The organism is Microbacterium sp. ISL-59 (assembly GCF_018613945.1).
GTDB classification, from domain to species: domain Bacteria; phylum Actinomycetota; class Actinomycetes; order Actinomycetales; family Microbacteriaceae; genus Microbacterium; species Microbacterium oxydans_B.
Window position 1 is genome coordinate 1,431,468 of record NZ_JAGGPG010000002.1, and the last position, 26,201, is coordinate 1,457,668.

The following is a 26,201-nucleotide window of genomic DNA, read 5'->3' on the forward strand; positions in this document are numbered from 1 at the left end:
GCCGGTGGACGCTGAATCGGGGCTGAAGCTCGGGAGGACGCATCAGCGGAGGTGAGCCTGGATCTCGCGGATCACCTCGCCCAGCGTGCCGGTGGCGAGCAGGCCGGGGCCGAGAGGGCCCGCGGAATCCTCGCCGAGCGGGGGGAGTGCGCGCAGAGCGGCGGATGCCTCAGGGGAGAGGGCGGCGAGTTGCCGGCGCACCTCCTCGGCGCGGGCCGATGGATTCGACGGATGCGCCAGCTCCACGGCTTTCGCGGCGTATGCCGCCGCTCCGAGTGCATGGGCGCCCATGTGTGCGACGCCCGCGGCCTGCGCGGCGGCACGGGCGGCTGCAGCCCCTGCCGGAGAGCTCGCACTGTGCGCAGCCCTGCCCGCGACGAATCGCCGACGGATCTCGCCGGCGGCGGTGAGCTCGCCCCGGGCGAAGGCTCGAGCTCTCGCGATCGCGTCGCGCGCGCGGTCGTCGTCCGGCGCCTCCGTCTCGAACAGGGGCAGCACCCGCTCGGCGCAATCGGCCGCCCACTCCGCGACGATCCGCCGGTCGGCCTCGGTCATGCCCTGGGGAGTGGTCATGCTCGCCTCGCCCGCCGCTCGGCCCGCTGTCGTGCGGATTCGTGCGCCTGGCGGAGCAGATCGAGCACGGCGCCCTCGGTTCGCTCGCCCGGGTCGATCACGCACACCCACCCGGCCGCACCGTAGAGCGGATGCCGGTGGAACACGTCGACCTCCGTCGGCGCGGGATCGATGGCGGCGAGTGACACGGCGCGCTCGCGGCCGACGTTGATGTTGACGCGGAACCGCCCTGGCGCATCCAGCGCGGATGTCGTGTCGTCGGGGTAGTCCTTCGTGATGATCGTTCCGTACGGCTGGGTGCGCTCCGGCATCCGCCCGTCCGGTGAGTGATAGAAGTAGGCGTCTCCCCAGGAGAGCGCGGGGAAGTCGCTGCCCTCTTCGGGGGTGACGACGAGGGCGCCGTCGAAGCCACGGACTGTTTCGATGATCTCCTGCATTGTCATCCCTCAATGATGAGGTTCACGTGCTTATGTGGACTTTGATGCGGGAAGGAGGATGAATCGCATGCTGAACCCTCAAGAGGATGTCATGACGACGGCTGCGCTCGGACGACGCGTGGGCTACTCGACGCAGCAGGTGCGCGACCTGGAGCGGCTCGGGGTCATCCCTCCGGTCGCGCGCGCGTCCAACGGCTACCGCCGCTACGCAGGGCGGCACGAGACCGCCGCGCGCGCCTATCGTGCGATGGCGGCCGCCATCGGCCCTGTGCCCGCCCGACGACTGATGCCGACTCTGATCGGCGCCTCGGTCGACGCCGCGGCCGAGCGCATCGACGAGGTGCATGTCGGCCTCGCGGACGATCGCTCCCGGGTGCGCGAGGCCCTGCACGGCCTCGATGTCGCTCTGGTCGAGGCCGACGACGACTTCGATGACGCGGACGCGATGACCATCGGCGAACTCGCGCAGGCTCTCGGCATCCGCCCGTCCGCGCTGCGTCACTGGGAGCGGGAAGGGCTGGTGCATCCGCTTCGCGGCACGGCATCCACGCGGTCGTACGGCGCGGCGGCGATCACCGAGGCGCGCATCGTCGCCGCCCTGCGCGCGGGTGGCTACGGTATCCCTGCGATCTCGCGCATCCTCGAACACGTGCGGCAGCATGCCGACACGGGCGAGGTGCAGCGCATCCTCCGGGACCGGCTGGTCGCGCTCACACGACGCAGCGTCGCGCTCCTCGCAGCCGCCGGGCACCTGCACGCGCTGCTCGCCGATCGGGGCGAGGGAGACTGACGGTCGTCGTCGACCGCGAGGTCGGACGGCTCGCTTAGGGTGGCTCGTATGACGTGCAGCTTGCGGTGGCCGAAGATGATGCGCGTGCTCGCGGCGCCGATCCGGAATCCGGGGTGCTGACCATGCAGAAGTCGGGACGATACGTCCGCGCCGGGGACACGGAGTACCCGCTCGCCAGCCCGGGCGGCAACTGGGCGCTCTGGAGCCCCACCCCGGTCGAGGGTTTCCGGAAGATCGGGAACGGGTGGGTCCGCAACATCGCACCCGACGAACAGCTGGAGTGCTTCCGCGTCGCGCACCGCGGCACGTATCGCGGCATCCCGGTCACCGTCGAGCCCGGCGGCGGAGCATTGGTACGCCTCGACACCCGCGATCCGCGCGCAGCCGAGCAGGGGTTCGAGAGGTTCGGGTTCGAGCGGCCCGAGCTGCAGTCGTGGCTCAAGTTCGTGTCCGCCGACGACCGGGACCTCGTCTTCACGACCACCCGCACACCCGAGCCGATGCCGTGGGCGGCGTCGGCCCGAGACGCCGTCGCGCAGCGCCCGGTCCCGCGGCCGTCCGACGCCGAGCCGTCGGCCTGGGGAGCGTTCACTCTCCGTCTCATCACGGCGCTCCGCGGTGTGACCGACGGCGTGTTCCTCATCGTCTGGGTCGATGGCGACCCGCTGCGCTACGTCCAGTTCGCCGGAAACCCCGAGACGCTCCACGCCGAGGCGCCCGCGAGCGATCTGGTCGCGGATGCCGATGAGGCGGTGCTGCGAGCCGCCGGATGGAACGAGCCGGGAGCCGCGCAGCCGAACTGGACCTCGGAGCTCCCGCTGCCCGCGTACGCGAGCGACTTCCGGGAACTCGCCGAGCGTTGCGGCGCGGCGCTGCGGGATGCCTATGGAGCGACGAGCCCCGACACCCTCGTGCACCGTGCCTGGCGGGATCCGGAGAAGACCTCACTTGAGTTCCCAGGACTCGGTCCCGCCCAGGTCTGATCAGCGCCTTCGGGACGCCGGCGCGGTTCAGCGACCGCCGAGGCCGGCCTGCTCGCGCATCGCGGTGCGGTCGAATTCCTTCGCGTCGAAGTAGAGCGCGGGATCCACGGCGACCGGCTCGGAGTCGATCCAGAGTTCCTTCCCCGCGACGCGGATCACGCCGATGTACATCGCCCGGTCGGCGTCGGAGGTCCAGATCGTGAGCAGTCGGTCGTCGCCCCGGTGTTCGATCACATCCTTCAGCGCGGCGACGATGCCGGCGCTGTCGGAGCTGCCGCGCTGCAGCGCGGAGACGGTCTGATCGAGCGGGAATCCCGCGGCGACACCGTGGATCACAGGATTCGTCAGGACGCCTCCGCCCTTGATCCGCCAGCGTCGGGCGCTGACGAAAAACATCACGATGCCGGCGACGAAGACAGCCGGCGGGAGGAAGAAGGCACCGGCGATCGCGAGTCCGCTGCGCACGCGGCCGCCGAGGAGCTCGGCCGTCGACTCCGGGTTGAGGTAGACGACGAGCATCACGACCACCATGAGCCCGGCGATCACGAGCCAGGTCGCCGACTTGCGGGGCGAGCGCTCGGAGACGAAGAGATCAGGGCGTGTGGCGAACCAGGTGTAGAGATTGCGCGACCGGGACCGGAGGGGCGTGAAGCTCATGGGAAGACGCTACTGGAGCGCGAAGGGCAGGCGGGGACCTCAGACGATCGTCCGGAAGAAGTCCCGGCGCACCGCGGTCACATCGGCGCCCTCCCGTGAGGGATGCACGCGATTCGTCAGCAGCACGCCCCAGCCTCCGGAGTCGAGATCGACCGCGAAGGCGGTGCCGGTGAAGCCGGTGTGGCCGACGGCGTGCACCTCGCCCATCCACGCCGAGTCCCGCACCCGCAGACCGACCGCCTGGCCGTAGCCCGCCGCCGCGGTGACGACCGGGGTCACCATCAGGCGCACGCTCTCCACAGAGAGAACCGGCCCACGAGCCCCCTCGCCGCCGTCGCGGATCGTGCGGGCGAGGGCGGCGACGTCGTGCACGGTCCCGAACAGCCCGGCGTGACCCGCGGGGCGAGCGAGCGCGTGCGCCAACTCGTCGTGGACCTCTCCCCGGACCAGCCCGCGATGCGGCTGCACTTCGGTGGCCACCGCACGGGTCACTGAAGGGCTCCAGGTGAGTGCCTCCGCGCCCATGACCGTGGCCGCGTCCGCGACGAGCTCCGCGAGAGAGCGGCCCGAGACCCGCTCGATCAGCTCACCGACGGCAATGAATCCGACGTCCGAGTAGAGGTGCGCGGTGCCCGGCTCGGCACGCAGTGTACTTCGCAGCACGGTGGAGCGCAGTTCTTCGCCCGCGAGCCCCGATCGCCACGCGCCGCCTTCGGCCGGAAGCCCAGCGGTGTGCGTGAGCAGGTGCCGGGGGGTGATGAGCGCGGCACCCGTGCCCGTGCCGACCGGGAGCACAGGCGCGACCGGTTCATCGAGGTCGAGAATCCCGGCATCCGCCAGGCGTAGCGCGGCAACGGTCGTGAAGATCTTCGTGAGCGAGGCCAGGTCGAACAGATGATCAGCGCCGAGCGGCTCGGGGTCGTCGTCCGCGGGGGTGCCGAGCAGCGTCAGCTCCTCGGCCACCCCTCGGTGCGTGCTCCGCAACGAGGCCCACGCCGAGCCCGGCGCGCCGTTCACCACGGGCGCCTCACTTGCTCATTCCGGAGGTGAGCCCGTTGATGATCTGCTTGGTCGCGAGCAGGAACAGCACGATCAGCGGGATCGTCGCGATCGTCAGCCCGGCGAACAACTGCGGCCAGTCGGTGGAGTACTCGCCGAAGAAGCGGGTGAGCCCGACGGGCAGCGTGTAGGAGTCGCGGTCGCGCAGCAGGATCAACGGATAGAAGAAGTCGTTCCACACCGGCACGAAGCGGAACACGATCACGGTCGCGAGGGCGGGCCGCACGAGCGGCAGCAGGATCTGGATGAACGTGCGGAACGGACCGGCTCCGTCGATGCGGGCGGCTTCCTCCAGCTCGATCGGCAGCGCCCGGAAGAACACCGTCAGCACGAACGTCGTGAACGGGATGCCGAGAGCGCCGTAGACGAGGATCAGGCTGAATACGTTGCTGGTCATCTTCAGCGAGTCGAGCAGGTAGAACAGCGGAAGGATCGCCAGGTGCACGGGCAGCATGAGCCCGGAGAGGAAGACCGCCTCGATGCCGCGGAAGAACTTCGCCCTCGCCCGGGCGAACGCGTACGCGGCGAGCACGGACACCACCGTCGTGACGATGACGGACCCGACCGTGACGGTGATGGAGTTGAGGAAGTAGGTGTCGAAGGATGCCGTGATCCACGCGCTCTGGAAGCTCGTGAAGGTCGGCGGCACCGGGAGGCCCAGCGGCTCGGTCGCGATCTGCTGCTGGGTGCGCAGCGAGTTGTTGACCATGAGCAGCAGGGGACCGATCGCGATGAGCGCATATCCCCAGAGGAAGATGTTCGCGAACAGCCGCCCGATGAACGGGGTGTCCGAGGTGCGGCTCGTGCGGCGACGCGGTGCGGAGGGACGGCCCGAGACGATCGCCTCGGTCGTCGGCTCGGTGCGGGGTTCGGTGGCGGTGCTCATCAGAACAGCTTTCGTTCGGCGCGACGCATCGTGGAGGTGATCACGACCGAGATCACCATGATGAAGATGAACAGGACGGTCGCGAGCGCGGAGGAGACGCCGATCGAGTTCGGGTTCCCCGACTCGAACGCGGTGCGATAGAAGAGCAGCATCATCACGTCGGTGGATCCGGCCGGGGCGCCGTTCGAGCCCGCGAGCGCGAACGGGATCGCCATGGCCTCCATGCTGCCGATGAAGGTGAGCACGGTGATGATGCCGATGGTCGGCGTGAGCATCGGGAGGGTGATGTACCGGAAGCGCTTGCCTGCGGTGGCGCCGTCCAGGGCGGCGGCTTCTTCGATCTCCTCGGGGATGCCGCCGAGCGCTGCGCCGTAGAGCAGGATCGGGAAGCCGATCCACTGCCAGGCGCTCACGAGCACGATCACCCAGATCGCGAGCTGCGGGTCGCCGAGCCATGGAAGGGCGAGGCTCTCGAGCCCGACGCCGCGGAGGATCGCATTGACGGGACCGAACAGCGGGGAGAGCATGAGCGACCACAGGTAGCCGATGACCATCGGGCTCACGAGGTAGGGGAGCGCGAAGATCGTCTGGAAGAAGCGCTTGGTGCGCTTGCGACGGTGCAGCAGCGTCGCGATGCCGAGGCCGAGCGAGTTCTGAAAGACGAGTGCGCCCGCGAACAGCAGCAGGTTGTGTCCGAACGCGTTCCACAGCTCGGAGGCGTACGGCTCCTTCGTGAGGAGGGTGATGTAGTTCGCGACGCCGGCGAAACCGCCCTGCTTGGTTCCCTGCCAGTCGAAGAACGAATAGCTGAGCGCGGCGAGCATCGGATAGAGGATGAGCACGGCGAACAGCACCGCGGCGGGAAGGACGAACAGCGTCGCGGTCGGGGTCGACAGCGCGATTCCCGCGCGTGAGCGCCGTGTCTTCTCCCGGCGGAGGGGGAGGGTCAGGGCCATGATGCCTCTTTCGCTGCGTGAGGGGCGCCGAGGCCGGCGCCCCTCACGGTCGGGTCAGGATGCGGGGGTGAACCAGGTGGAGATCCCGGTCTGCAGGTCGGTGCCGAGCTGCTCCGGGGTCTTGTCTCCGAGGAACATCGCCTGGATGTCCGGTCCGAGCACGGCCGTGCCGGTCGGGTCGCCGTAACGGAAGTCGACGAGCAGCAGGTACGGCGCCGGGTTGGCGGTGTACTGCTCGTTCATCTCCTGCATCAGCGGGTCGGAGTACTTCACACCGGGCAGGGCGGAGAACTGGTCGACCTCGTCGGCGACGAGCTGGCCGAACTCCTTCGTGGTCATCCAGTTCAGCAGCTCTGTCGCGGCCTCCTGCTGGTCGCTGGAGGCGTTGATGCCGAAGCTGCCGTCGGCGTAGCCGGGGGTGACGGCGTGGTCGAGCGCGCTGCCCGGAGCCGGCGGCACCTCGTAGACGCCCCACTCGGTGTCGGGTGCCGAGTTCTGGAAGGTCGGCAGGTCGAACGAGCCGCCGGGCCACTGCGCGGCCTGGCCCGACGTGAACTGCAGCACGGCATCCGCCACGGCGATCGCGTTGACGTTCTTGTCGAGGTACTTCTGCATGTCCTTGACGATCCCGAGCGACGACACGTAGGCCGGGTCGGTGAAGTCGACGTCGCCGGCGAGCACCTTCTCCTCGAAGTCGGCACCGCCGTAGTTCGCCGAACCGACGATGTCGTGGAACATCGGCAGGACCCAGTCCTCACGGGCGCCGAGGGCCATCGGGGTGACGCCCTCGTCGAGGAGCTTCTCCTGGAGCTCGATGAACTCGTCCCAGTCCTTCGGCTCCTTCAGTTTCATCTCGTCGAACATCGTCTTGTTGTAGAACATCTGCATCGTCTGGTACGCGAAGGGCACGCCGTAGGTCTTGCCGTCGTCCTTGCCCTGAGCCGCGCGCAGCACTGTCGGATCGAACTGGTCGAGCCCGTCGACGATGTCGTCGATCGGGACGATCTGCTCGGACTGGATCGCCGGCTGGATGCCGCCGTACGCGCGGAGCATGGCGATGTCGGGGCCGTCACTGCCCTCGAGGCCGGTTGCGAGGATCTGGTTGTACTCGGTCGGCTGGTAGCCCTCGAACTCGATGGTCACGCCGGGGTGCGATTCCTCGTACTTGTCGAAGACGGCTTCCCACTTGGGGGAGGAAGAAGCCTGCCACGACCAGATCTTCAGAGTGACGTCCTCGCCGCCGGCCTCTCCGCTGGAAGCCGCGGGTGCACATCCGGCCACGGCCAGCCCCGTGACCAGGAGACCTGCGGTGAACGCGAGTCGGGTGGTGCGGTATCGCATGGTGTTCCTCTCGGTTGTGAGAGCCGTCGGCGGGACCGGGGCATCTCTGCTGTGAAAGCCTCCGCCCACTTTGGGGAATCTTTTACAGAAACTCAAGCCCTTTCCGAAAATTACTTCCATTCGTAACATGGTCGTGTCATCCTGGTGCCGTGTCCACCAGTGCGATGACCGCCATCCATCAGCGCCTGTCCGCGCTCACGCCCACCGAGCGCCGCATCGCCACGCACGTGCTCGCCGATCCGCAGAGCGTGGTCGACAACTCGATCACCCATCTCGCCGCCGCCTGCGGTACATCGGTCGCCAGCATCGCCCGCTTCACGCAGAGCCTCGGGTTCTCCGGGTACCCGGATCTGCGCCTCGCTCTCGCGACCGAGCTCGACCGCAGCGCCTCCGACCGTGAGCGGTTCCAGGTGTCGGAGAGCGATGTCAGCCGGCACGACGACGCGCTCACCACCGTGCGCAAGATCGCGTTCGCCGAGGCGTCGGCCATCGAACGCACGGCACGGCAGATCGACATCGACGAACTGGAGCGCTGCGTCGATGCGGTGCGCGCCGCCCGCCGCATCGACATCTATGGCGCGGCCTCCAGCGGCCTCGCCGCGCAGGACCTGGAGCAGAAGCTGCACCGCGCGGGACTCGTGGCGCAGGCGCGGACCGATCTCCACCTCGCGCTCACCGGTGCCGCACTCCTCGACGAACGGGATGTCGCGGTCGCGATCTCGCACTCCGGTCGCACTCTCGAGATCGTCCAGTCGGCCAAGGTCGCAGCCCGCGCCGGGGCGACGACCATCGCCATCACCAACAATCCCCGGTCTCCGCTCGCACGGGTCTGCTCGCTGGTCCTCGTCACCGCGGTCTCGGAGTCGACGTTCCGATCCGGCGCGATGGCGAGTCGGATCGCCCAGCTCGCAGTGCTCGACTTCCTGTTCACCCGCATCGCGCAGGCCGACTACGACACCATCTCCGACAACCTGCAGCGCACCTACAACGCCGTCACCGACCACAGAATCGACTGATCCCATGCTTCTCGGCATCGACCGCCTGATCCGACGCGACATCCGTCCCGATCTGCTCGCGCGCCTCGAAGGGGGTCGCGTCGGGATGGTCACGAACGACCTCGCGCTCACCTCCGACCTCCGACGCGGACGGCAGCCGCTGGCCGAGACCGGATGGCGGTTCACTCGGCTCTTCGGACCGGAGCACGGGCTCAGCGGGCGTGCGCGAGAGGGTGAACTCGTCGGAGATCTCGTCGATCCGGTCACCGGCGTCGAGGTGCGCAGTCTGTACGGCGACGCCGTGCGTCCTGCCGCCTCCGACCTGGCCGACCTCGACGTGATGCTGATCGATCTGCCCGACGTCGGTGCCCGGTTCTACACGTACATCTGGACGATGAGCCACGTGCTCGAGGCGTGCGCCGATGCCGGTGTGGCGGTCGTGGTGCTCGATCGTCCGAACCCGATCGGCGGCCGCCTCGACCGGGCCGAAGGACCGATGCTCGACGAGCGGGCGCAGTCCCTGGTGGGACGCTGGAGCATGCCGATTCGGCACGGGCTCACGATCGGCGAGCTGGCCCGCCACTGGGTGCGGACGCGCGGGATCGATGTCGAACTCGAAGTCGTCACGGTGGACGGATGGTCTCGCGATACGGCTCGCCGCGTGGATGAGGGCACGTGGATGCCGCCGTCCCCGAACCTCCCCAGCCCCACGACGGCCCTGCTGTACCCCGGCACCTGCCTGGCGGAGGGCGTGAACGTCTCGGAGGGGCGAAGCACCGCGGTGCCGTTCCGCGTGATCGCGGCGCCCTTCATCGACGGGGAGCGCTATGCCGCAGCCATCATGGCGGCCGGGCTTCCCGGCATCGCCGCGGTTCCCTACGGCTTCACACCGCTGGTCCGCGATCACGCCGGTGACGCCTGCGAGGGAGTGATCCTGCACGTCACGGATGCCGAGGCGCTGCGGCCCGTGCACACGGGCGTGCGCCTGCTGTCGCTGATCGAGGAGATCCACCCCGGGATGCTCGAGGAGCGCTCCCTCGTGCCCATGCCCGGGGAGTCCGACTGGACCCCGCTCGAGAAGCTCTTCGGTGTGGAGGGGGCGTTCGCGCAGGTCGTCGGCGGCGAATGGGACGATCCCGAGCGCCTCGCCGTTCCCGGGTGGAGGGATGCGGTCGCCCAGGATCTGCTCTACGTCTGAGGTTCCCGCCCGTCTCGGGCCCGAAGCGGGGGTCAGTCTCCTCCGACCCGTCCCTCGATCTCCGCGATGAGCGGGTTGGTGTCGGCGGGGTCGGCGACGATCGCGGTGATGGCATCGAGTGCCAGCACGGGGTAGCGCGCGACGGCGCCGATCTTCTCCTCGCTCGCGAGCACGACGGTCTCGGTGCAGCGCGAGGCCAGTGCGCGCTTCGTCACGGCGTCGTCGAGGTCGCCCGTGGTGAGGCCGCGGTCGGGATCGATGCCGGTGGCGCCGAGGAAGAAGGTATCGGCGGCGAGGTGCTGGATCGCCTCGATCGCCAGCCCGCCGCCCGTCACGAGGGAGTGTCGGGAGAGTTCGCCGCCGATCATGATCACCCGCGCGTCCGAGTGCTCGGCGACGGCGAGGGCGACGGCGGGGCTCGGCGTGATGACGGTGATTCCTGTGCCGGAGGGCAGCATCCGGGCCATCGCCAGTGTGGTCGTGCCGGCGTCGAGAACGATCGTCGCTCCGGGCGGAATGGTGGCCACGGCCGCGCGGGCCACGCGTTCCTTGCTCTCGGTCGCCAGCGCGGTGCGTTCGCGTACGGGGGGCTCCGGGGCAGGGGCCGGGAGTGCGCCGCCGTACACGCGCAGGAGCTTCCCCTCCTCGGCGAGCTCACGGAGGTCGCGGCGGATGGCATCCTCCGAAACCCCGAGTTCGTCGGCGACGGCTTTCGCCACCACTCGTCCGTCACGGTCGAGGAGGGCGAGCAGGTGGTCTTTGCGTTGCGCGGCCAGCATGTGTTTCCTCACGAAGTTGCACGTTCTTGCATGATTCAGACTACAGTCATCTCCATGACAAAACCACTCCTGATCCTGATCGCCGGTCCGTACCGCTCGGGCACCGGCGGCGACCCCGAACTCATCGCCCGGAACCTGGCGCGCCTCGAAGAGGCCTCCGGGCCGATTTTCCGCCTCGGCCACGTGCCGATGATCGGCGAATGGGTCGCGCTGCCGATCCTGCGCACCCTCGATGCCGCCGAAGCCGGTGATGGCGACGGCGATGTGATGTACGAGACGGCGCACCGCCTGCTGCAGCACTGCGACGCCGTGCTGCGCCTTCCCGGTGGGTCGTCGGGTGCGGACAAGGATGTCGAGATCGCCCAGGAGCGCGGACTGCCCGTCTATCGCTCGCTCGAGGAGATCCCCCCAGCCTCGATTCCGTAGGCTGGAGGTATGACCAAGAACATCTGGACCATCCTCGGCGTCATCCTCGCCGTCGTGATCGCGTGGTGGATCGTGAGCGCGCTGTTCTCGGTGCTCGCGTTCATCTTCAAGCTCGCGATCGTCGCGGTCGTCGCCGTGGTGGTGTTCCTCGTTCTGCGCGGGATCTTCAGTCGCAGCGACGACTGACGCATTCGTCGGACGCGTTCTCGGCGAGACGTCCTAGCGGAGGACGCGGTAGCGGAGGTGGGTCTCACTCGCGTAGGCCGACGTCTCCAGGCGTTCCAGCTCGATGCGCTGCCCGAGACCGGCGAACAGCGAGATGCCGCCGCCCAGCAGGACCGGCGCGACGTCGAGGTGGAGTTCGTCGACGAGCCCGAGTTGGAGACACTGTCGCGAGATGCTCCCTCCGAGGAGGCTGACCCACTTGGCGCCCGCCGCCTGCGCGGCTGACTCGACCGCCTGCGCGATGTCGTCGACCACGAACGTGTAGGTGATCCCGTCGCGTTCGATCGGCTCGTGCTCGCTGTGGGTCATGAGGTAGACCGGCACCTTGAGCATGCCGCCGTAGGGGATCTCTCCGTCGTCGATGGTCTGCGTCTTGTTCGCCCCGCCGACGATGGCGCCGATGTTCTTCATGACGTTCTCGACGACGACATCGTCTTCGGGAGCGGAGGGGCGGCCGAACATCCAGTCGACTCCGCCGTCCGCATCCGCCAGGAACCCGTCGAGGGTCACGGTTGCGTGGACGATCACTCGAGCCATGATCTGCTCCTTCCGTGGAGGTGAGTCAGGTGACTTACCTACGGAGGGTACCGAGCCGGCGAGTCCTGTGTCAGCGAACCCTCAATCGGAGTACTGCTCTCAGGCGCTCGGCGCGAACGCCCCGACCCGGTACTTCGCGGCGCGGTGCGTGTCCTGTACGCGGTCTCCCTTGCCCTGCAGCTTGTTTCGCAGCGTGCCCGGCGTGTACTCATCCGGGTAGACGCCGCGCTCGCGCAGGACCGGGATCACGTGCTCGATCACGTCCTGCCAGGTGCCGGGCGTGACCGCGTAGGCGAGGTTGAAGCCGTCGATGTCGGTCTCTTCGACCCAGGACTGCAGCTCGTCGGCGATCTCGACACCCGACCCGACGACCGTGGGGCCGAGGCCGCCGATCGCGTTGTGGCGTCCGAAGTCGCCGACGGTCCATTCGCGGCCGAGGTCGGCCTCTTCCTTGAGGTGCTGCAGCACCGACTGGATCGCGTTCGACTCGACGTTCCCGACCGGCTCGTCCTCGGCGTACTGCGAGAGGTCGACGCCCATCCAGCCCGACATGAAGGTGAGCGCGCCCTCGGGGCTCGCATACGAGAGGTACTCGGCGTGCTTCGCGGTCGCCTCCTCGCTCGTCGCGGCGGTGATCACCGTGAGCAGTGTGTAGACGCGCGCGTCGTAGCGGTCGCGGCCGGCGGCTTCCAGGGCATCGCGGATGCGCTTCACGGTGCCGGCGAGCACCTCCTTCGAAGGGGCGGCGACGAAGATGGCCTCGGCGTTCTCGGCCGCGAACTTCACTCCGCGCGGGCTCGCTCCGGCCTGGTAGATCACCGGTGTGCGCTGCGGCGACGGCTCAGAGATGTGGATGCCGGGAACGCTGAAGTGCTTTCCCTCATGCCCGATCGGGTGCACCTTGGACGGGTCGGTGAAGATGCCGCGCTCGCGGTCCTCGACCACGGCGTCGTCTTCCCACGAGCCCTCCCAGAGCTTGTAGAGCACCTCGACGTACTCGTCCGCGTGGTCGTAGCGGTCGTCGTGCGCGAGCTGATCCTCCTGGCCCATGTTGCGGGCGGCGCTGGGCAGGTATCCGGTCACGACGTTCCAGCCGATCCGGCCTTGGGTGAGGTGGTCGAGGGTGCTCAGCCGGCGCGCGAAGGGGTACGGGTGCTCGAACGCGGTGCCCGCGGTGATGCCGAAGCCGAGGTTCTCGGTGACCGCGGCCATCGCGCTCACCAGCAGGATCGGGTCGTTCACCGGCACCTGGGCTCCGTTGCGGATCGCGGCCTCGTTCGTGCCGCCGTAGACGTCGTAGGTGCCGAGCACGTCGGCGATGAAGACGCCGTCGAAGGTCGCGCTCTCCAGCAGCTTCGCCAGATCCGTCCAGTACGAGATCGTGTTGTACTGCCGGGACCGGTCGTCGGGGTGCCGCCACAGGCCGGACGACTGATGGGCGACGCAGTTCATGTCGAAGGCGTTGAAGCGGATCTGACGGGTCATGCCCCCATGAAAGGCGAACGGCGCGGGGTGGTCCAGGGCCGCCGAAATGCGCGGACACATTCCGGGGATGTGCCGGGCAGGGTGGTCAGCGCTCGTAGACGTCCCGCCGATGACCCAGCGTGACGACCGCGACGATGAGCACGTCGTCGTCGATCGTGTAGATGATGCGGTAGTTCCCGACGCGGACGCGGAGTCCGTTGCGTCCCTGCAGCGCCTTCGTTCCCGGCGGGCGGGGGTTCTCGCCGAGCAGGGCGATGGCACCGCGGATCCGGTCGCGATCCTGATGGTCGACTTTCTTCAATGCTCGAACCGCAGCGGGGCGCAGTTCGATCCGATAACTCACGTCCAGCCCAGGTCGGCCTTCACCTGATCCCAGGGGATGTCCGGGCCTTCTTCGGCCATCGCCTCGTCGAACGCGGCCACGTCTTCGGCATCTTCGAGTGCCTCGATCATCCGCTCGTACTGCTCCGGGCTGACCACGACGGCGGCACGCTGACCGCGTCGCTCGATGAACACGGCCTCCTCCTGAGAGCGGGCGATGACCGTCGAGAGGTTGTTGCGCGCGTCGGCGACGCTGATCGTGGACATGGGCCAATTGTACATCTCGAAGGATGAGATGTACATGTTTCGTCCGGCGCCCTCCTCCCGTGGCTCTACCCTTGACAGGTGACCGACGAGACCGTGACCGCCCAGCGTCTGGTGCGCCGCTTCGCCCGCGAGACCAACCTGCTCGTGTCGGGTCGGGACTTCTCGGTCGTCGGGTCGGATGCCGTGGCCGATGCACTGCGTCAGCTGCTGCCCGCGCTCGGTGCACACCTGGGCGACGACGGCGTCACGTTCGTGACGGGGGAGGCGCCCGAGATCCTCCTCGACGGCCACCCGTTGCCGGTGCGGAAGACCGCCGAGGACCGCGTGGATGCGGCCGGACGCCACATGCCCGTCTCGTCGGACCTCGCCCGGCGTCTCGGCGAGGCCGGGACCGTGCGCGACGTCCGGATCGGCATCGCGATGGTGCTCGAACCCAAGACCGCCCAACTCGCCCTGCTGCTGCGGGATGCCGGAGCCACGGTCGCCGTCTACGCGCACCCCGACGAGATCGACGTCGAGGTGGCCGCGGTGCTGCGCGCCCGAGGCATCCCCGTCGACGGCGACCCGGCCCTCTCGGGCGCGGCCGAACGCACCGCTGCCGTGGCGTTCCTGCGCCGCGGATTCGACCTGCTGCTCGACGACGGCTCGCATCTGATCCGCCTCGCGCATGAGGGGGGCCTAGCCGTAGAACTGAAGGGCGCGGCGGAGGAGACCACGAGCGGGCTCACCCCGCTGCGGCTCATGCAGCGGGAAGGCGTGCTCGACATCCCGGTCATCGCGGTGAACGACGCCCTCACCAAGACCTCGTTCGACAACCGCTACGGCACGGGCCAGTCGTGCGTGTTCGCGATCGCCGATGCGCTGGATGCCGCGGGCATCGACCTCCGCGACCAGCCCGCGGTCGTGGTCGGATACGGCCCCGTCGGCGAGGGCGTCGCCGCGCACCTGCGGGCACTCGGCGTCGAGGTCGCGGTCACGGAGACAGACCCCGTCCGCGCGCTCCGCGCCGCCCACGACGGATACCGCATCGGTCGGCTGCATGACCTCGCACCGGGCACACTCGTCGTCTCGGCCACGGGTGCTCCGCACACGGTGGACGCCGAGGTGCTGCGCACGGCGGCGGTCGTCGCGGTCGCGGGCGGCGTTCCGCACGAGATCGACCTCGATCCCTCGACGCTGCGACCGTATGCGGGCGAGAACGGCGAAGCCTCTCCGTTCGTCGAACGCGCCGGAGACGGTGCCCTCGTGATCGCCCGCGGCGGCTGCGTGAACCTGTCGGCCGGCGAGGGCAACCCGATCGAGATCATGGATCTGTCGTTCGCGGTGCAGCTCTTCGCCGTCGAGCATCTGCTCACGCACGACCTGCCCGCCGGCGTGCATCCGCTGCCGCCCGAGGCCGACACCACGATCGGCACAGCCGCACTCGCCGCCCGCGGAGAACGCATCGACGAGCGCAGCCCGGCTCAAGTCGACGCACTGCGCGAGTGGCGCTCGCCGCGATTCCGGGGAGCATCCGCATGACCGCCGTCACCGTCTACTCCGCCGGGCTCGTGGTGCCGATCACCGCGCCACCGATCGTCGACGGCGCGGTCGCCGTGCGCGACGGCCGCATCATGCACGTGGGCGAGCGCGAGTGGGTGCTGCGGTCGCTGTCCGAGCGCGGGATCGAGGCCGACGAGGTGCACTGGCCCGGCGTGCTGACCCCGGGTCTCGTGAACGCGCACACCCACCTGCAGTACACCGGCATGGCCTCGGTCGGCCGCGGACAGTACGACGGCTTCGACGACTGGGTGCGGGCGTTCGACCCGGTCTACGAGGGCGGGCGTGACTGGGCCGCGGATGCTGCCGACGGTGCCGCTCAGGCACTGCGCTCGGGCACGACCGCGGTAGCCGACGTGGTGACCGACCGCGCGGCCGTGACCGCCCTGCACGACGCCCGACTGCACGGCATCACCTACTGGGAGGTGATGAGTTGGACCAACGACGACTGGGCGCGCACCGGACGCGCGCAGGTCGAGCAGGCTCTCGACGCGCTGCCGACCCCGCCCGGGACTGGCCTGTCGCCGCACGCTCCGTACTCGCTCGACATCGAGCCGCTGCTGGAGATCCCCGACATCGTGCGTGAGCGCGGCGGACGCATCCACATCCACCTCGGCGAGGCCGCGTTCGAGAGCGAGTTCGCGCACGAGCATCCGCAGGCCTGGCACACCGCCGGTCTCGCCAGCTTCCAAGAGCTGCGCAAGGCCGGATTCGGGACCAGCGCCACCGAGTTCGTCGACCAGCTCGGGGTCCTCGGGCCCGACTGCCACATCGCGCACGGCGTGTACATGAGCGCCAGGGATCGTGCCATCCTGCGGGAGCGCCGCACCACCGTGGCGCTGTGCCCGCGCTCGAACGCCGTCATCGGACTCGAGGAGCCGCCCATCGCCGCGTACCTGCGCGAAGGCAGCCCGATCGCCGTCGGCACCGACTCCCTGTCGTCCAGCCCCTCGCTCGATGTGCTCGCCGATGTGGCGGAGCTCGCCCGCATCGCCCGCTCGCAGGGCTACACCGACCGCGACCTGCACGCGCGCCTCCTCGGCGCCGCGACCCTCGGCGGCGCGCACGCCATGGGGATCGACGTCGGCCCCGAGCGCACCGGATACCTCGCCGTCGGCGCGCTCGCCGACCTCACCTTCTTCGACATCCCGGCCGGCCCGGATGCCGTCGCCGACCTCGTCGAGCACGGGGCCGGCCGCGCCGCCGCGACGGTCGTCTCCGGCGAGGTGCGCTTCGCGATCGAGTCCTTCGAGCGCGCATCCGTCGAATCCGCACCCGCCGAATCCGCACCCGTCGAATCCGCATCCGGAGGTTCCGCATGACACCGCGACCCGCGACCGCCGAACGGCTCGACCTCGCCCCGCACCCCGAGGGCGGCTGGTTCCGCCGCACGTGGACGAGCCCGCTGCCCGTGGAGACGCCGAACGGCCCGCGCCCGGCCGCCACCTGCATCCACTACCTGCTGCTGCCCACCGAGCGCAGCGAATGGCACGTCGTGACCAGTGACGAACTGTGGCTCTGGCACGGTCCGGGGCGACTCGAACTCAGCCTCGGCGGCGACGGTGCGGAACCGGGCGCGGCGACCACGGTCGTACTCGGCCCCGACGATGCCGCCCAGGTGCTGGTTCCCGCCGGTGTCTGGCAGGCCGCCCGCCCGCTCGATGCCGACGAGGTCCTGGTCTCGTGCTTCGTGTCTCCAGGTTTCGATTTCGCCGATTGGCGTCTCGCCGAATCGCCTACTCTGTAGAGGCAGACCGTCTCTGCAGAAGCAGACCCGCCTGCCTCGCCGTCTCCTCCACACCCTTCCTCGCACTGGAGTCATCGTGCCCTTCGCTCCCTCCCTCCGCCGCGCGACAGCTGCTGCCGCTGCCGCCGCCCTCGCCATCACCCTCGCCGCCTGCAGCGCTCCTGCTGCCGAGACCGGATCCGGCAGCGGTGACGACTCGGGCCTGCAGACCGTGACCGAGGGCAAGCTCACGATCGCGACCGGCGAGCCCAACTACGAGCCCTGGTTCGTCGATGACGACCCCTCCAACGGTGAAGGCTTCGAGGGTGCGGTCGCGAATGCGGTCGCCGAGCAGCTCGGCTACAAGGCCGACGACATCGTCTGGGTGCGCACGACCTTCGACGGCGCCATCGCGCCGGGCCCGAAGGACTGGGACATCAACCTGCAGCAGTTCTCCATCACGGATGACCGCAAGAAGGCCGTCGACTTCTCGTCGCCGTACTACACGACCACGCAGGCCGTGGTCGCGGTCGGCGACTCGCCCGCGGCATCCGCGACGACCATCGACGAGCTCAAGGCCAACAAGGTCGGCGTCGCCAGCGGCACCACCAGCTACACAGTCGCCAAGGCCGAGCTGGGCGAGGCGAACCTCAGCGTCTTCAACTCGGTCGACGACGTCGTGCTCGCGCTCAAGGGTGGCCAGATCGACGCCATGATCACCGACCTCCCCGGCGCGTTCTACGTCGTCGGCGCACAGCTCGACGACGGCGTCGTGACCGGACAGTTCGCCGGGGCCGACGGCGGCGACGATTTCGGCATCGTGCTGCCCAAGGGCTCGGCGCTCACGCCGGCCGTGACCGACGCGGTCGACGCCCTGCGTGAAGACGGAACGCTCGACGAGCTGCAGCAGAAGTGGCTCAGCGACGCGGTCGACGTCCCCGTCTTCAAATGACCTCACAGCCCGTCGACACGGCGTGGCAGCCGAGCGAGCTCGAGCTGTCGCGCCGCGTCCTGCGGCGCCGGGCGACCACCCGGTCCGTCCTGATCGCACTGATCAGCAGCCTCGTCGTCGCGGCGGTGCTGGTCATCGTCGTCGTCAACACCCCCGGGTGGGCGGTCGTCAGTCAGACGTTCTTCGACCCGCAGGTCGCGCTCGACAGCATCGGCCCGATCTTCCAGGGGCTGCTCGTCAACCTCCTGGTGCTGGTGATCGCCGCGGTCTGCGTCGCGATCTTCGGCACGACCCTGGCCACCATGCGCTCGCTGCGCGGTCCGGTGTTCTTCCCGCTGCGCGCGCTCGCGGCGGCCTACACCGACTTCTTCCGCGGCATCCCCCTGCTGATCGTGCTGTACCTGATCGGCTTCGGCATCCCGGCGCTGATGATCTTCCCGCGCATGCCCGCGATGTTCTGGGGCACGATCGCGCTCGTCCTCACCTACTCCGCTTACGTGGCGGAGGTGCTCCGCGCCGGCATGGAGGCCGTGCACCCGTCGCAGCGCATCGCCGCGCGATCGCTCGGACTGACCCACGGCCAGACACTCCGGATCGTCGTGATCCCGCAGGGTGTGCGCAAGGTCGTGCCCGCGCTCATGAACGACTTCGTGTCGATGCAGAAGGATGTCGGCCTGATCTCGGTGCTCGGCGTGGTCGATGCCGTCCGCGCCGCCCAGCTGATGGTCGCCGACACCTACAACTACACGCCGTACATCGTCGCCGGGCTCATGTTCATCATCCTCAGCTGGCCGATGATCCGGCTGACCGACGTCGTCACGGCACGGATGAACAAGCGCGAGCAGGCCGGAGGAGTCGTATGAGCGTCCCGGTGATCGAGGCCAGGGGAGTGCGCAAGCGCTTCGGCGACCACGACGTGCTCCGCGGCATCGACCTCGCCGTCGGCACGCACGAGGTGGTCGTGCTGATCGGCGCCTCCGGCTCGGGCAAGTCGACGCTGCTCAAGACGATGAACCTCATCGAGGGCATCGACGACGGACAGATCTTCCTCTCGGGTGAGGACATCACCGATCCCCGGGTGGATGCCGACGCCGTGCGCGCCCGGATCGGCGTCGTGTTCCAGCACTTCAACCTGTTCCCGCACCTGACCGTGCTCGACAACGTCACGCTCGCGGCCGTCCGCGTGCACGGCATGCGCAAGACCGAGGCGCGGGCCAAGGCACGCGAGCTGCTCGAGACGCTCGGGCTCGGCGCCAAGGCCGACGAGTACCCCGACCGGCTCTCCGGCGGGCAGCAGCAGCGCGTCGCGATCGTCCGCGCGATCCTCACGCAGCCCGAGGTGCTGCTGCTCGACGAGATCACCAGCGCGCTCGACCCCCAGCTGGTCGGCGAGGTGCTCGACCTGGTGCGCCAGCTCAAGCAGCAGGGTGCGACCATCGTGATGGCGACGCACGAGATGTCGTTCGCCCGCGAGGGCGCCGACCGCATCGTGTTCCTCGAGCACGGCGTGGTCGTCGAGCAGGGGCCGCCGTCGCAGGTGTTCGATGCGCCGCAGCAGGCCGCGACCGCGGAGTTCCTCGCGCGCGTCCGGCACTGAGCGCGGCCGACGGCGGCTCCGTCAGCGGCGGGCTCAGGAGAGCTCGTCGTCTTCCGGTCGTCGCGGGTTCGGGTCGGGCGGCAGGATCACGACCGGCTGCGCGGCGGTGCGCTGCGCCCGCCACCAGATGACGAATCCGACCGCGGTGAAGATGCCGTAGAAGACGTACATGAAGCCGGTCGCGTAGTAGCCGGAGCTGAACAGCAGGGGTACGCCGACCACGTCGACCGCGATCCAGATGAGCCAGAACTCGGTCCAGCCCTTGGCCATGCCGTAGGTGGCGAGCAGCGATCCGACGAAGGTCCAGGCGTCGGCCCACACCGGCTCCCACGAGCCCAGCGCGCGGAACAGCGGGGTCAGCGCGACGGTGCCGACGACCATCACGATCACCAGGCCGATGCGTGCCCCCGTCGGTGCCCACTTCGGCACGATCTGTCCACCCTCGGCGTTGCGCCAACGAATCCATCCGTAGATCGCGACGGCGATGAACATGATCTGCCGGCCGGCCTGACCGAGCAGATGCGGCAGCGAGGGATCGGGGCTGAGGGCGGATCCGAGGAAGACGGTGAGCAGCAGCAGGTTGCCGATGATGCCGACCGGCCACGCCCAGATCTTCCGGCGCATGCCGCCGAGCGCGCTCGCCAGGCCGAACGCGTTGCCGACGACCTCACGGACGAGGAGCGTCTGGCCGCCGGGCAGCGTCCAGTTCGAGTTGAAGCCGTCGACGAACCACTGCAGCAGGTCCATGGTCAGGATGCTGCGCCGGGTTCGGCGCGGTCGTCGAGCACGAGCTGGAGCATGCTCAGGTCGAGCCAGCGCCCGAACTTGGCCCCGACCTGCGGCATCCGGCCGACCTCGGTGAAGCCCAGGCGCTCGTGCAGGACGATGGAAGCGGCGTTCCCGCTCTCGATCCCGGCGATCATGACGTGCATCCCTGCGGCGCGGGCGCGTTCGACGAGTACGGCCATCAGCGCGGTGCCGATGCCGCGGCCGTGCTGACCGCCGACGACGTACACGGAGTGCTCGACCGTGTGCCGGTAGCCGCTGTGCGGACGCCACTGCGCGTACGACGCATAGCCCAGCACGCCGGAGTCGTCGACCGCGACGATCACCGGGTAGCCGCGGGAGGTGCGGTCGGCGAGCCAGGCGATGCGGTCGGCGAGGTCGACCGCATCCTCGTTCCAGATCGCGGTGGTGTGCAGCACTGCGTGGTTGTGGATCGCGGTGATCGTCTCGAGGTCTGCGGTCTCCGCATCCCTGATTCGGACGTCTGTCATCGGCGGGTGTCTCTCTTCCCGACTCAGACGTGCACGTCGGCGGGGGATTCCTCGCCCTCGTGGAAGTTCGGTGTCTTGCCGAACAGCTTCGCGATGCCCAGCACGATCCCGACGATGAGCAGCCCGAGGATGAGACCGGCGATCGCGGAGATGATGGTGTCGACGATCCAGACGACCACCGGGCCGAGGTTGTGGAGCGCGTGCTCCATGCCGTGCAGCACGTCGACCGGGAAGTGCCAGCCGACCTCGCCCAGGTTCACGAGCACGAGGTGTCCACCGACCCAGAGCATCGCGACCGTGCCCAGGATGCTGATGAAGCGGAACACCGCGGGCATGGAACGCACGATCCTGGTGCCGGTGTGCCGCACGCGTCGCACCGGGTTCTTCGCCATCTTCAGGCCGATGTCGTCGATCTTCACGAGCAGGGCGACCGCCCCGTAGACGACGCCCGTCATCAGGAGCGCGATCACGGCGAGGATGGCGAGCGTCGCCCAGATGTCGAGCCCCTTCTCGAGGCTCGCCAGCGAGATGAGCATGATCTCGGTCGAGAGGATCAGGTCGGTGCGCACCGCGCCCAGCACCAGCTTCTTCTCGTCGCGGTCGCCCTCGTCGGCATGGCCGTGCTGCACGCCGAACCACTCCAGCACCTTCTCGGCGCCCTCGAAGCACAGGTATGCGCCACCCAGGATCAGCAGATACGGCAGCACCCACGGCGCGAACGCGGTGAGGAGCAGCGCCGCCGGGATGATGATGAGGAACTTGTTCGCGAGCGAGCCGAGCGCGATCTTGCCGACCACCGGCAGCTCGCGCGCGGGCGTGATGCCCTGCACGTACTGCGGGGTGACCGCGGCATCGTCGATCACGACACCCGCCGCCTTGGCCGAGGCCTTCATCGCGGCGCTCAGGATGTCGTCGACGACGGCGAGCAGTCCTACGGACATGTGGTTCCCCTCGGGCGGTGTGCAGTGCGGAGGCAACTCTATCGACTTCGCAGAAACTCACAGCGCGCTCCCAGCCCTGCGGGACCAAAACGGCGCCGTCCACGGTTCTCCTTCTATGACGCCGCAGCCAGCGACGTCGGACTAAGGAGTCAGAGCATGTCGAACGACTACGGCAAGACCCCCGAGGCCGTCAGCGGTCTCACGAACCTGCAGTACGAGGTGACGCAGCAGGACGCGACCGAACCGCCGTTCCGCAACGCGTACTGGAACAACCACGACGACGGCATCTACGTCGACGTCGTCTCGGGCGAGCCACTGTTCTCGTCGACCGACAAGTTCGACAGCGGAACCGGATGGCCCAGCTTCACCAAGCCCATCGATGCGGATGCCGTCACGACACGGACCGACCGCTCGCTGTTCATGAAGCGCACCGAAGCGCGCTCCGCGAACGCCGACAGCCACCTCGGCCACGTCTTCGACGACGGCCCCCGCGATGAGGGCGGACTCCGCTACTGCATGAACTCGGCGGCCCTGCGCTTCGTCCCGGCTGACAGGCTGGAGGAGGAGGGGTACGGTCGCTACAGTCCCCTCTTCGCGAAGACGCCGAACACCCCCACCACCGACACCTCTGAGGAGCAGTCATGACCGACACCGGAACCATCACGCGCACGCCCGGGACCGAGACGGCCGTCCTCGCCGGCGGCTGTTTCTGGGGCATGGAAGACCTGATCCGCCGCCAGCCCGGCGTGATCGGCACGCGCGTCGGCTACACCGGCGGCTCGAACGAACACGCGACCTACCGCAACCACCCCGGCCACGCCGAGGCCGTGGAGATCGTGTTCGACCCGACCAAGACGACGTACCGCGACATCCTGGCGTTCTTCTTCCAGATCCACGACCCGTCCACCAAGGACCGTCAGGGCAACGACATCGGCTCGAGCTACCGCTCGGCGATCTTCCCGCTCTCGCCCGAGCAGGAGACGGTCGCGCGTGACACGATCGCCGACGTCGACGCCTCGGGCCTGTGGCCGGGTAAGGCCGTCACCACGATCGAGCCCGAGGGCCCGTTCTGGGAGGCTGAGGAAGAGCACCAGGACTACCTGATCAAGTACCCCAACGGCTACACCTGCCACTTCCCGCGTGCGGGATGGGTGCTGCCGAAGCGTGCGGAGAGCTCCGCCGTCTAGGCCGGGGTCCCGAGCCCCTCACGCCAGTCGCGCGGAACGAAGGAGAACTCACGGCATGAAGGAGCGGATGCTGCATCCGCTCCTTCATTCCGTGAGAACTCCTTCGCAATGGGCGGGCGGGCGCGCGGCTACGCCTCTTTCAGGAACTCCAGCGCGGCCTCTTTGAAGTCCCGCGAGCCCGGAGCGTTGAAGTGGTTCCGATTCGGGATCTCGAAGAAACGACCGTCAGGGGCAGCGGACGCCAGCGCCCGTGAGCCCTCGATGATCGCATCCTTCGACCCCGTGGCGAACAGGATCGGGCGGGTCGGCGCATCCGATGGATCGGGGTCGATCATGCCCGACGACCGCATGCCCTCCGCGAGCGCGACCAGCGCCTGCAGGTCGTTGCCGGGAACCCGCTCCGTCAGCGCGATGTAGTTCTGCGTCGTGGGGTCTTCGACCGGGGTGCCGTCGGCGATGTACGCCCGCACCTGGTCCAGGTCGAGGCGGGCCAGGGGGATGCCGTCCGGCACTCCGCCGAGCACCGCCCGGCCGATGCGGTGGGGCAGCTCGCGCACCACTTCCCAGCCCACGCGGGCGCCGAGCGAGTATCCGACGTAGAACGCATCGTCCACGAGGTACGTGTCCATCACGGTCTCGACATCGGTCACCAGTGTCCGGATGCGGTAGCCCTCCGGATCGTGCGGCTTCTCGCTGCGCCCGTGCCCCCGCTGATCGAGCGCGAGCACCCGGTAGCCGGCACGGTCGAGCTCGCGCACCCAGCCGGTGAGGACCCAGTTGTCGCGGGCGCTCGACGCGAATCCGTGCACGATCACGACGACCGGAGCATCCGGATCGCCCCAGGTGTACGTCGCCAGGCGTGTGCCGTCGGCGGCGTACACGTGCTGCGGGTCGGGCATGCTGGTCAGGTCGGAGAGGGGGGTGGCCACCCTTCCATCTTGGCCCGGTTCCGCGTCAGCGGCGCGGCTCCCACGGCCCTGCGCCGAGACCCGGCCTCCAACCCCGAGCCCCCGCCGTAACGCCGAGACCCCCTCCTGCCGACGTGCGCAGGAGGGGGTCTCGGTGCGAAGACGGGGTCTCAGCGGATGACGCGGATCAGACCCGATCCCGCAGGGCTGCGCCGAGCTCGGCATCCACGTTCGTCCAGTACTGGAAGAACCGCTCGCGGATGTCGTCGATGGTGATGGAGCGGCCCTGACCGGTGAGGGTCTCGAGGAACCGCGCCCGCTGCTCGCCGTCGAAGACCTCGCGGTAGAGCGTGCCCGCCTGGCCGAAGTCGTCGTCCTCGGCGTGCAGCGTGGCCGCCGAGCGCACGAGCTGGCCGTCGGCCTCCCAGTTCGCCTCGAGGGCCACGGTCGGATCCGCCTCGGGGCCCCCGGCTGCGCCGAACGAGTTCGGGTGGTAGGTGCGGTGTGCGGCGTCGTTGTGCTGGTACCGCATCGCCCCTTCGTGCTGGTAGTTGCGCGCCTCGGCCGCGTGCGGCTGGTTCACGGGCAGCTGGTTGTAGTTCGGGCCGATGCGGTGACGCTGGGCATCGGGGTACGCGAAGATGCGGCCCAACAGCATCTTGTCCGGCGAGAGCCCGGTGCCGGGCACCAGGTTGCTGGGCGAGAAGCCTGCCTGCTCGATCTGCGTGAAGAAGTTCTCCGGGTTGCGGTTCAGGGTCAGCGTGCCGACCTTGATGCGCGGGTAGTCCTTGAGCGAGATGGTCTTGGTGAGGTCGAACGGGTTGAACCGGTAGTCCTTCGCCTCGCCGTACGGCATGATCTGCACGTACAGGTCCCAGGAGGGGTGGTCGCCGCGGGCGATCGCGTCGAACAGGTCGCGGCGGTAGAAGTCGGCGTCGGATCCGGCGAGCTGCTGTGCCTCGTCGGCGCCCATCGCCTCGACGCCCTGGTTCGAGACGAAGTGGTAGCGCATCCAGAAGAGCTCGCCGGCTTCGTTCACCCACGAGAAGGTGTGCGAGCCGTAGCCGTTCATGTGCCGCCAGCTGCGGGGAAGGCCGCGGTCGCCCATGAGGTAGGTGACCTGGTGCGCGGTCTCGGGAGAGAGCGTCCAGAAGTCCCACTGCATGTCGGGGTCGCGCAGGCCCGAGTCGCCGAGGCGCTTCTGGGAGTGGATGAAGTCCGGGAACTTGATCGCGTCGCGCAGGAAGAACGTCGGGGTGTTGTTGCCGACGATGTCGAGGTTGCCCTCTTCCGTGTACAGGCGCAGCGAGAACCCGCGCACGTCGCGCCAGGTGTCGGGCGAGCCCTGCTCGCCGGCGACCGTCGAGAAGCGGATGAGCGCCTCGACCTTGGCGCCGGGCTGGAACACGGCAGCCCGCGTGAAGGCCGACACGTCTTCGGTGACGACGAACTCGCCGAAGGCGCCGCCGCCCTTCGCGTGCGGGTTGCGCTCCGGCACACGCTCGCGGTTGAACGCCGCGATCTTCTCGACCAGGTAGTGATCGTGCAGGACCGTGGGGCCGTCAGGGCCGACAGTCAGCGAATGCTCGTCGCTCACGATCGGGGCTCCGGCCTGCGTGGTGGTGGACGGACGGTACGAATCGGCAGGTTTCGTCATGGTTCTCTCCTTCTCCGCGCAGGCGCGACGAATACCCCCATCCGTGGATGGGTGTTCGTCGGTCGGCTATTGCGCGGCGTTCTGGCAGCTGGGGCAGAGGCCCCAGAAGGTGACCTCGGCGGTCTGGACGGTGAATCCACCCGTCGAGGACGGGGTGAGACACGGCGCTTCGCCGACGACGCAGTCCACATCGCCGACCGCACCGCAGGAGGTGCAGACGACGTGGTGGTGGTTGTCGTCGATGCGCCGCTCATAGAGCGCCGCGGAACCCGCCGGTTCGATCCGGCGGATGAGGCCCGCCGTCGTCAGGTCCGCGAGGATGTTGTGCACCGACTGGATCGACGTGGTCGGCAGCACTTCGGACACGGCACGGTAGACCCGCTCCGCATCCGTATGGGCCATGGAGTCGAGAGCCTCGAGAACGGCGACGCGGCCCGCGGTCGCCCGAAGCCCGGCAACGCGAAGCGCCGAGTCGAGTTCTGTCTCCATGCCTCGAGTGTAC

General features: G+C 69.0%; 32 protein-coding genes. 14 read left to right on the forward strand and 18 right to left on the reverse strand.

Translation table 11 applies throughout. The features are described from left to right. Positions 1-42 precede the first annotated feature (42 nt). Both J7E45_RS10920 and J7E45_RS10925 read right to left on the reverse strand, forming a co-directional pair. Complete coding sequence (locus J7E45_RS10920) at positions 43-573, reverse strand: putative immunity protein (RefSeq protein ID WP_215069132.1); 531 nt, start codon at positions 571-573, stop codon at positions 43-45. Beyond that, positions 570-1,016 carry a DUF6194 family protein gene (locus J7E45_RS10925; protein WP_215069134.1) on the reverse strand — a complete coding sequence of 149 codons (447 nt, stop codon included), beginning with the start codon at positions 1,014-1,016 and terminating at the stop codon, positions 570-572. The genes J7E45_RS10920 and J7E45_RS10925 overlap by 4 nt, the downstream gene beginning before the upstream one ends. 61 nt (positions 1,017-1,077) lie before the next feature. Here J7E45_RS10925 and J7E45_RS10930 point away from each other — a divergent pair, with 61 nt between their 5' ends. Together J7E45_RS10930 and J7E45_RS10935 are read left to right on the forward strand one after the other, a co-directional pair. After that, the gene (locus tag J7E45_RS10930; protein WP_251053612.1) at positions 1,078-1,800 is read left to right on the forward strand and encodes a MerR family transcriptional regulator; all 723 of its coding nucleotides are present in this window, start codon (positions 1,078-1,080) and stop codon (positions 1,798-1,800) included. A gap of 65 nt (positions 1,801-1,865) precedes the next feature. Continuing rightward, the gene (locus J7E45_RS10935) at positions 1,866-2,783 is read left to right on the forward strand and encodes a hypothetical protein (protein WP_215069135.1); all 918 of its coding nucleotides are present in this window, start codon (positions 1,866-1,868) and stop codon (positions 2,781-2,783) included. 27 nt (positions 2,784-2,810) lie between these two features. Here J7E45_RS10935 and J7E45_RS10940 read toward each other — a convergent pair whose 3' ends face one another. Genes J7E45_RS10940 through J7E45_RS10960 form a run of 5 tightly spaced genes read right to left on the reverse strand, consistent with a single transcriptional unit; the run spans position 2,811 to position 7,682 of the window. Beyond that, complete coding sequence (locus J7E45_RS10940) at positions 2,811-3,440, reverse strand: hypothetical protein (RefSeq protein WP_215069136.1); 630 nt, start codon at positions 3,438-3,440, stop codon at positions 2,811-2,813. A gap of 39 nt (positions 3,441-3,479) precedes the next feature. Beyond that, positions 3,480-4,457, reverse strand: a complete 978-nt coding sequence (locus J7E45_RS10945) for a serine hydrolase domain-containing protein (RefSeq protein WP_308162108.1) — start codon at positions 4,455-4,457, stop codon at positions 3,480-3,482. Positions 4,458-4,467: 10 nt separating this feature from the next. Next, positions 4,468-5,385, reverse strand: a complete 918-nt coding sequence (locus J7E45_RS10950; RefSeq protein ID WP_091030597.1) for a carbohydrate ABC transporter permease — start codon at positions 5,383-5,385, stop codon at positions 4,468-4,470. Then, on the reverse strand, positions 5,385-6,341 hold the full coding sequence (locus J7E45_RS10955; protein ID WP_091030601.1) for a carbohydrate ABC transporter permease: 957 nt from the start codon (positions 6,339-6,341) through the stop codon (positions 5,385-5,387). The genes J7E45_RS10950 and J7E45_RS10955 overlap by 1 nt, the downstream gene beginning before the upstream one ends. A 54-nt stretch (positions 6,342-6,395) precedes the next feature. Further along, the gene (locus J7E45_RS10960; protein ID WP_091030604.1) at positions 6,396-7,682 is read right to left on the reverse strand and encodes an ABC transporter substrate-binding protein; all 1,287 of its coding nucleotides are present in this window, start codon (positions 7,680-7,682) and stop codon (positions 6,396-6,398) included. Between the two features lie 149 nt (positions 7,683-7,831). Between J7E45_RS10960 and J7E45_RS10965 the strand changes: the two genes are divergently transcribed. Then, the gene (locus J7E45_RS10965; RefSeq protein WP_244175903.1) at positions 7,832-8,698 is read left to right on the forward strand and encodes a MurR/RpiR family transcriptional regulator; all 867 of its coding nucleotides are present in this window, start codon (positions 7,832-7,834) and stop codon (positions 8,696-8,698) included. A 4-nt stretch (positions 8,699-8,702) separates the two neighbouring features. Next, complete coding sequence (locus tag J7E45_RS10970; RefSeq protein WP_215069138.1) at positions 8,703-9,875, forward strand: exo-beta-N-acetylmuramidase NamZ domain-containing protein; 1,173 nt, start codon at positions 8,703-8,705, stop codon at positions 9,873-9,875. A 32-nt stretch (positions 9,876-9,907) separates the two neighbouring features. Here J7E45_RS10970 and J7E45_RS10975 read toward each other — a convergent pair whose 3' ends face one another. Further along, a complete protein-coding gene (locus tag J7E45_RS10975; RefSeq protein ID WP_215069139.1) occupies positions 9,908-10,654 on the reverse strand; it encodes a DeoR/GlpR family DNA-binding transcription regulator in 747 nt (248 codons plus the stop codon). Positions 10,655-10,708: 54 nt separating this feature from the next. On the opposite strand from J7E45_RS10975, the gene J7E45_RS10980 reads away from it, so the two are divergent. Both J7E45_RS10980 and J7E45_RS10985 read left to right on the forward strand, forming a co-directional pair. Continuing rightward, entirely contained in the window at positions 10,709-11,080 is a 372-nt protein-coding gene (locus tag J7E45_RS10980) for a DUF4406 domain-containing protein (RefSeq protein ID WP_215069141.1), read from the forward strand. 9 nt (positions 11,081-11,089) lie between these two features. Beyond that, the gene (locus J7E45_RS10985; RefSeq protein ID WP_047522894.1) at positions 11,090-11,266 is read left to right on the forward strand and encodes a hypothetical protein; all 177 of its coding nucleotides are present in this window, start codon (positions 11,090-11,092) and stop codon (positions 11,264-11,266) included. A gap of 33 nt (positions 11,267-11,299) precedes the next feature. On the opposite strand, the gene J7E45_RS10990 is transcribed toward J7E45_RS10985, so the two are convergent. The 4 genes from J7E45_RS10990 to J7E45_RS11005 form a co-directional block, all read right to left on the reverse strand. After that, positions 11,300-11,842, reverse strand: coding sequence for a dihydrofolate reductase family protein (locus tag J7E45_RS10990; protein WP_215069143.1), 543 nt, complete (start codon positions 11,840-11,842; stop codon positions 11,300-11,302). A gap of 99 nt (positions 11,843-11,941) precedes the next feature. Then, positions 11,942-13,327 (reverse strand): LLM class flavin-dependent oxidoreductase, encoded by a 1,386-nt coding sequence (locus J7E45_RS10995; RefSeq protein WP_215069145.1) that lies wholly within the window; start codon positions 13,325-13,327, stop codon positions 11,942-11,944. A gap of 85 nt (positions 13,328-13,412) precedes the next feature. Next, positions 13,413-13,670 (reverse strand): type II toxin-antitoxin system RelE/ParE family toxin, encoded by a 258-nt coding sequence (locus J7E45_RS11000; protein WP_091030635.1) that lies wholly within the window; start codon positions 13,668-13,670, stop codon positions 13,413-13,415. Continuing rightward, on the reverse strand, positions 13,667-13,915 hold the full coding sequence (locus tag J7E45_RS11005) for a type II toxin-antitoxin system Phd/YefM family antitoxin (protein WP_029264316.1): 249 nt from the start codon (positions 13,913-13,915) through the stop codon (positions 13,667-13,669). Before J7E45_RS11005 ends, J7E45_RS11000 begins: the two co-directional genes overlap by 4 nt. A 78-nt stretch (positions 13,916-13,993) precedes the next feature. Here J7E45_RS11005 and J7E45_RS11010 point away from each other — a divergent pair, with 78 nt between their 5' ends. The 6 genes from J7E45_RS11010 to J7E45_RS11035 all read left to right on the forward strand — a co-directional run bounded on the left by J7E45_RS11010 (position 13,994) and on the right by J7E45_RS11035 (position 19,729). Continuing rightward, positions 13,994-15,436 (forward strand): adenosylhomocysteinase, encoded by a 1,443-nt coding sequence (locus J7E45_RS11010; RefSeq protein ID WP_215069147.1) that lies wholly within the window; start codon positions 13,994-13,996, stop codon positions 15,434-15,436. Next, entirely contained in the window at positions 15,433-16,776 is a 1,344-nt protein-coding gene (locus tag J7E45_RS11015) for an amidohydrolase family protein (RefSeq protein ID WP_215069149.1), read from the forward strand. Before J7E45_RS11010 ends, J7E45_RS11015 begins: the two co-directional genes overlap by 4 nt. Then, the gene (locus J7E45_RS11020) at positions 16,773-17,201 is read left to right on the forward strand and encodes a cupin domain-containing protein (RefSeq protein WP_215069151.1); all 429 of its coding nucleotides are present in this window, start codon (positions 16,773-16,775) and stop codon (positions 17,199-17,201) included. Before J7E45_RS11015 ends, J7E45_RS11020 begins: the two co-directional genes overlap by 4 nt. Positions 17,202-17,277: 76 nt before the next feature. After that, a complete protein-coding gene (locus J7E45_RS11025) occupies positions 17,278-18,132 on the forward strand; it encodes an ABC transporter substrate-binding protein (protein WP_215069153.1) in 855 nt (284 codons plus the stop codon). After that, positions 18,129-18,995, forward strand: coding sequence for an amino acid ABC transporter permease (locus J7E45_RS11030; RefSeq protein ID WP_091030652.1), 867 nt, complete (start codon positions 18,129-18,131; stop codon positions 18,993-18,995). Before J7E45_RS11025 ends, J7E45_RS11030 begins: the two co-directional genes overlap by 4 nt. After that, positions 18,992-19,729: an amino acid ABC transporter ATP-binding protein gene (locus J7E45_RS11035; RefSeq protein WP_215069155.1), complete on the forward strand. Its 738-nt coding sequence runs from the start codon at positions 18,992-18,994 to the stop codon at positions 19,727-19,729. The genes J7E45_RS11030 and J7E45_RS11035 overlap by 4 nt, the downstream gene beginning before the upstream one ends. 33 nt (positions 19,730-19,762) lie before the next feature. Here J7E45_RS11035 and pnuC read toward each other — a convergent pair whose 3' ends face one another. The 3 genes from pnuC to J7E45_RS11050 are packed head-to-tail and all read right to left on the reverse strand — an operon-like array spanning position 19,763 to position 21,947. Beyond that, complete coding sequence (pnuC, locus tag J7E45_RS11040; protein ID WP_215069156.1) at positions 19,763-20,476, reverse strand: nicotinamide riboside transporter PnuC; 714 nt, start codon at positions 20,474-20,476, stop codon at positions 19,763-19,765. A 2-nt stretch (positions 20,477-20,478) separates the two neighbouring features. Further along, the gene (locus J7E45_RS11045; RefSeq protein ID WP_215069157.1) at positions 20,479-21,006 is read right to left on the reverse strand and encodes a GNAT family N-acetyltransferase; all 528 of its coding nucleotides are present in this window, start codon (positions 21,004-21,006) and stop codon (positions 20,479-20,481) included. Positions 21,007-21,029: 23 nt separating this feature from the next. Further along, positions 21,030-21,947, reverse strand: coding sequence for a DUF808 domain-containing protein (locus J7E45_RS11050; protein WP_215069158.1), 918 nt, complete (start codon positions 21,945-21,947; stop codon positions 21,030-21,032). A 156-nt stretch (positions 21,948-22,103) separates the two neighbouring features. Between J7E45_RS11050 and msrB the strand changes: the two genes are divergently transcribed. Both msrB and msrA read left to right on the forward strand, forming a co-directional pair. Continuing rightward, positions 22,104-22,592: a peptide-methionine (R)-S-oxide reductase MsrB gene (gene msrB / locus J7E45_RS11055; protein WP_091030668.1), complete on the forward strand. Its 489-nt coding sequence runs from the start codon at positions 22,104-22,106 to the stop codon at positions 22,590-22,592. Continuing rightward, complete coding sequence (gene msrA / locus J7E45_RS11060; protein WP_167635118.1) at positions 22,589-23,134, forward strand: peptide-methionine (S)-S-oxide reductase MsrA; 546 nt, start codon at positions 22,589-22,591, stop codon at positions 23,132-23,134. Before msrB ends, msrA begins: the two co-directional genes overlap by 4 nt. Before the next feature lie 128 nt (positions 23,135-23,262). On the opposite strand, the gene J7E45_RS11065 is transcribed toward msrA, so the two are convergent. The 3 genes from J7E45_RS11065 to J7E45_RS11075 form a co-directional block, all read right to left on the reverse strand. After that, on the reverse strand, positions 23,263-24,063 hold the full coding sequence (locus J7E45_RS11065) for an alpha/beta fold hydrolase (protein ID WP_167635119.1): 801 nt from the start codon (positions 24,061-24,063) through the stop codon (positions 23,263-23,265). Positions 24,064-24,229: 166 nt separating this feature from the next. Continuing rightward, positions 24,230-25,699 (reverse strand): catalase, encoded by a 1,470-nt coding sequence (locus tag J7E45_RS11070; RefSeq protein WP_215069159.1) that lies wholly within the window; start codon positions 25,697-25,699, stop codon positions 24,230-24,232. 66 nt (positions 25,700-25,765) lie between these two features. Continuing rightward, entirely contained in the window at positions 25,766-26,188 is a 423-nt protein-coding gene (locus tag J7E45_RS11075; protein ID WP_029264333.1) for a Fur family transcriptional regulator, read from the reverse strand. Positions 26,189-26,201: the final 13 nt, after the last annotated feature.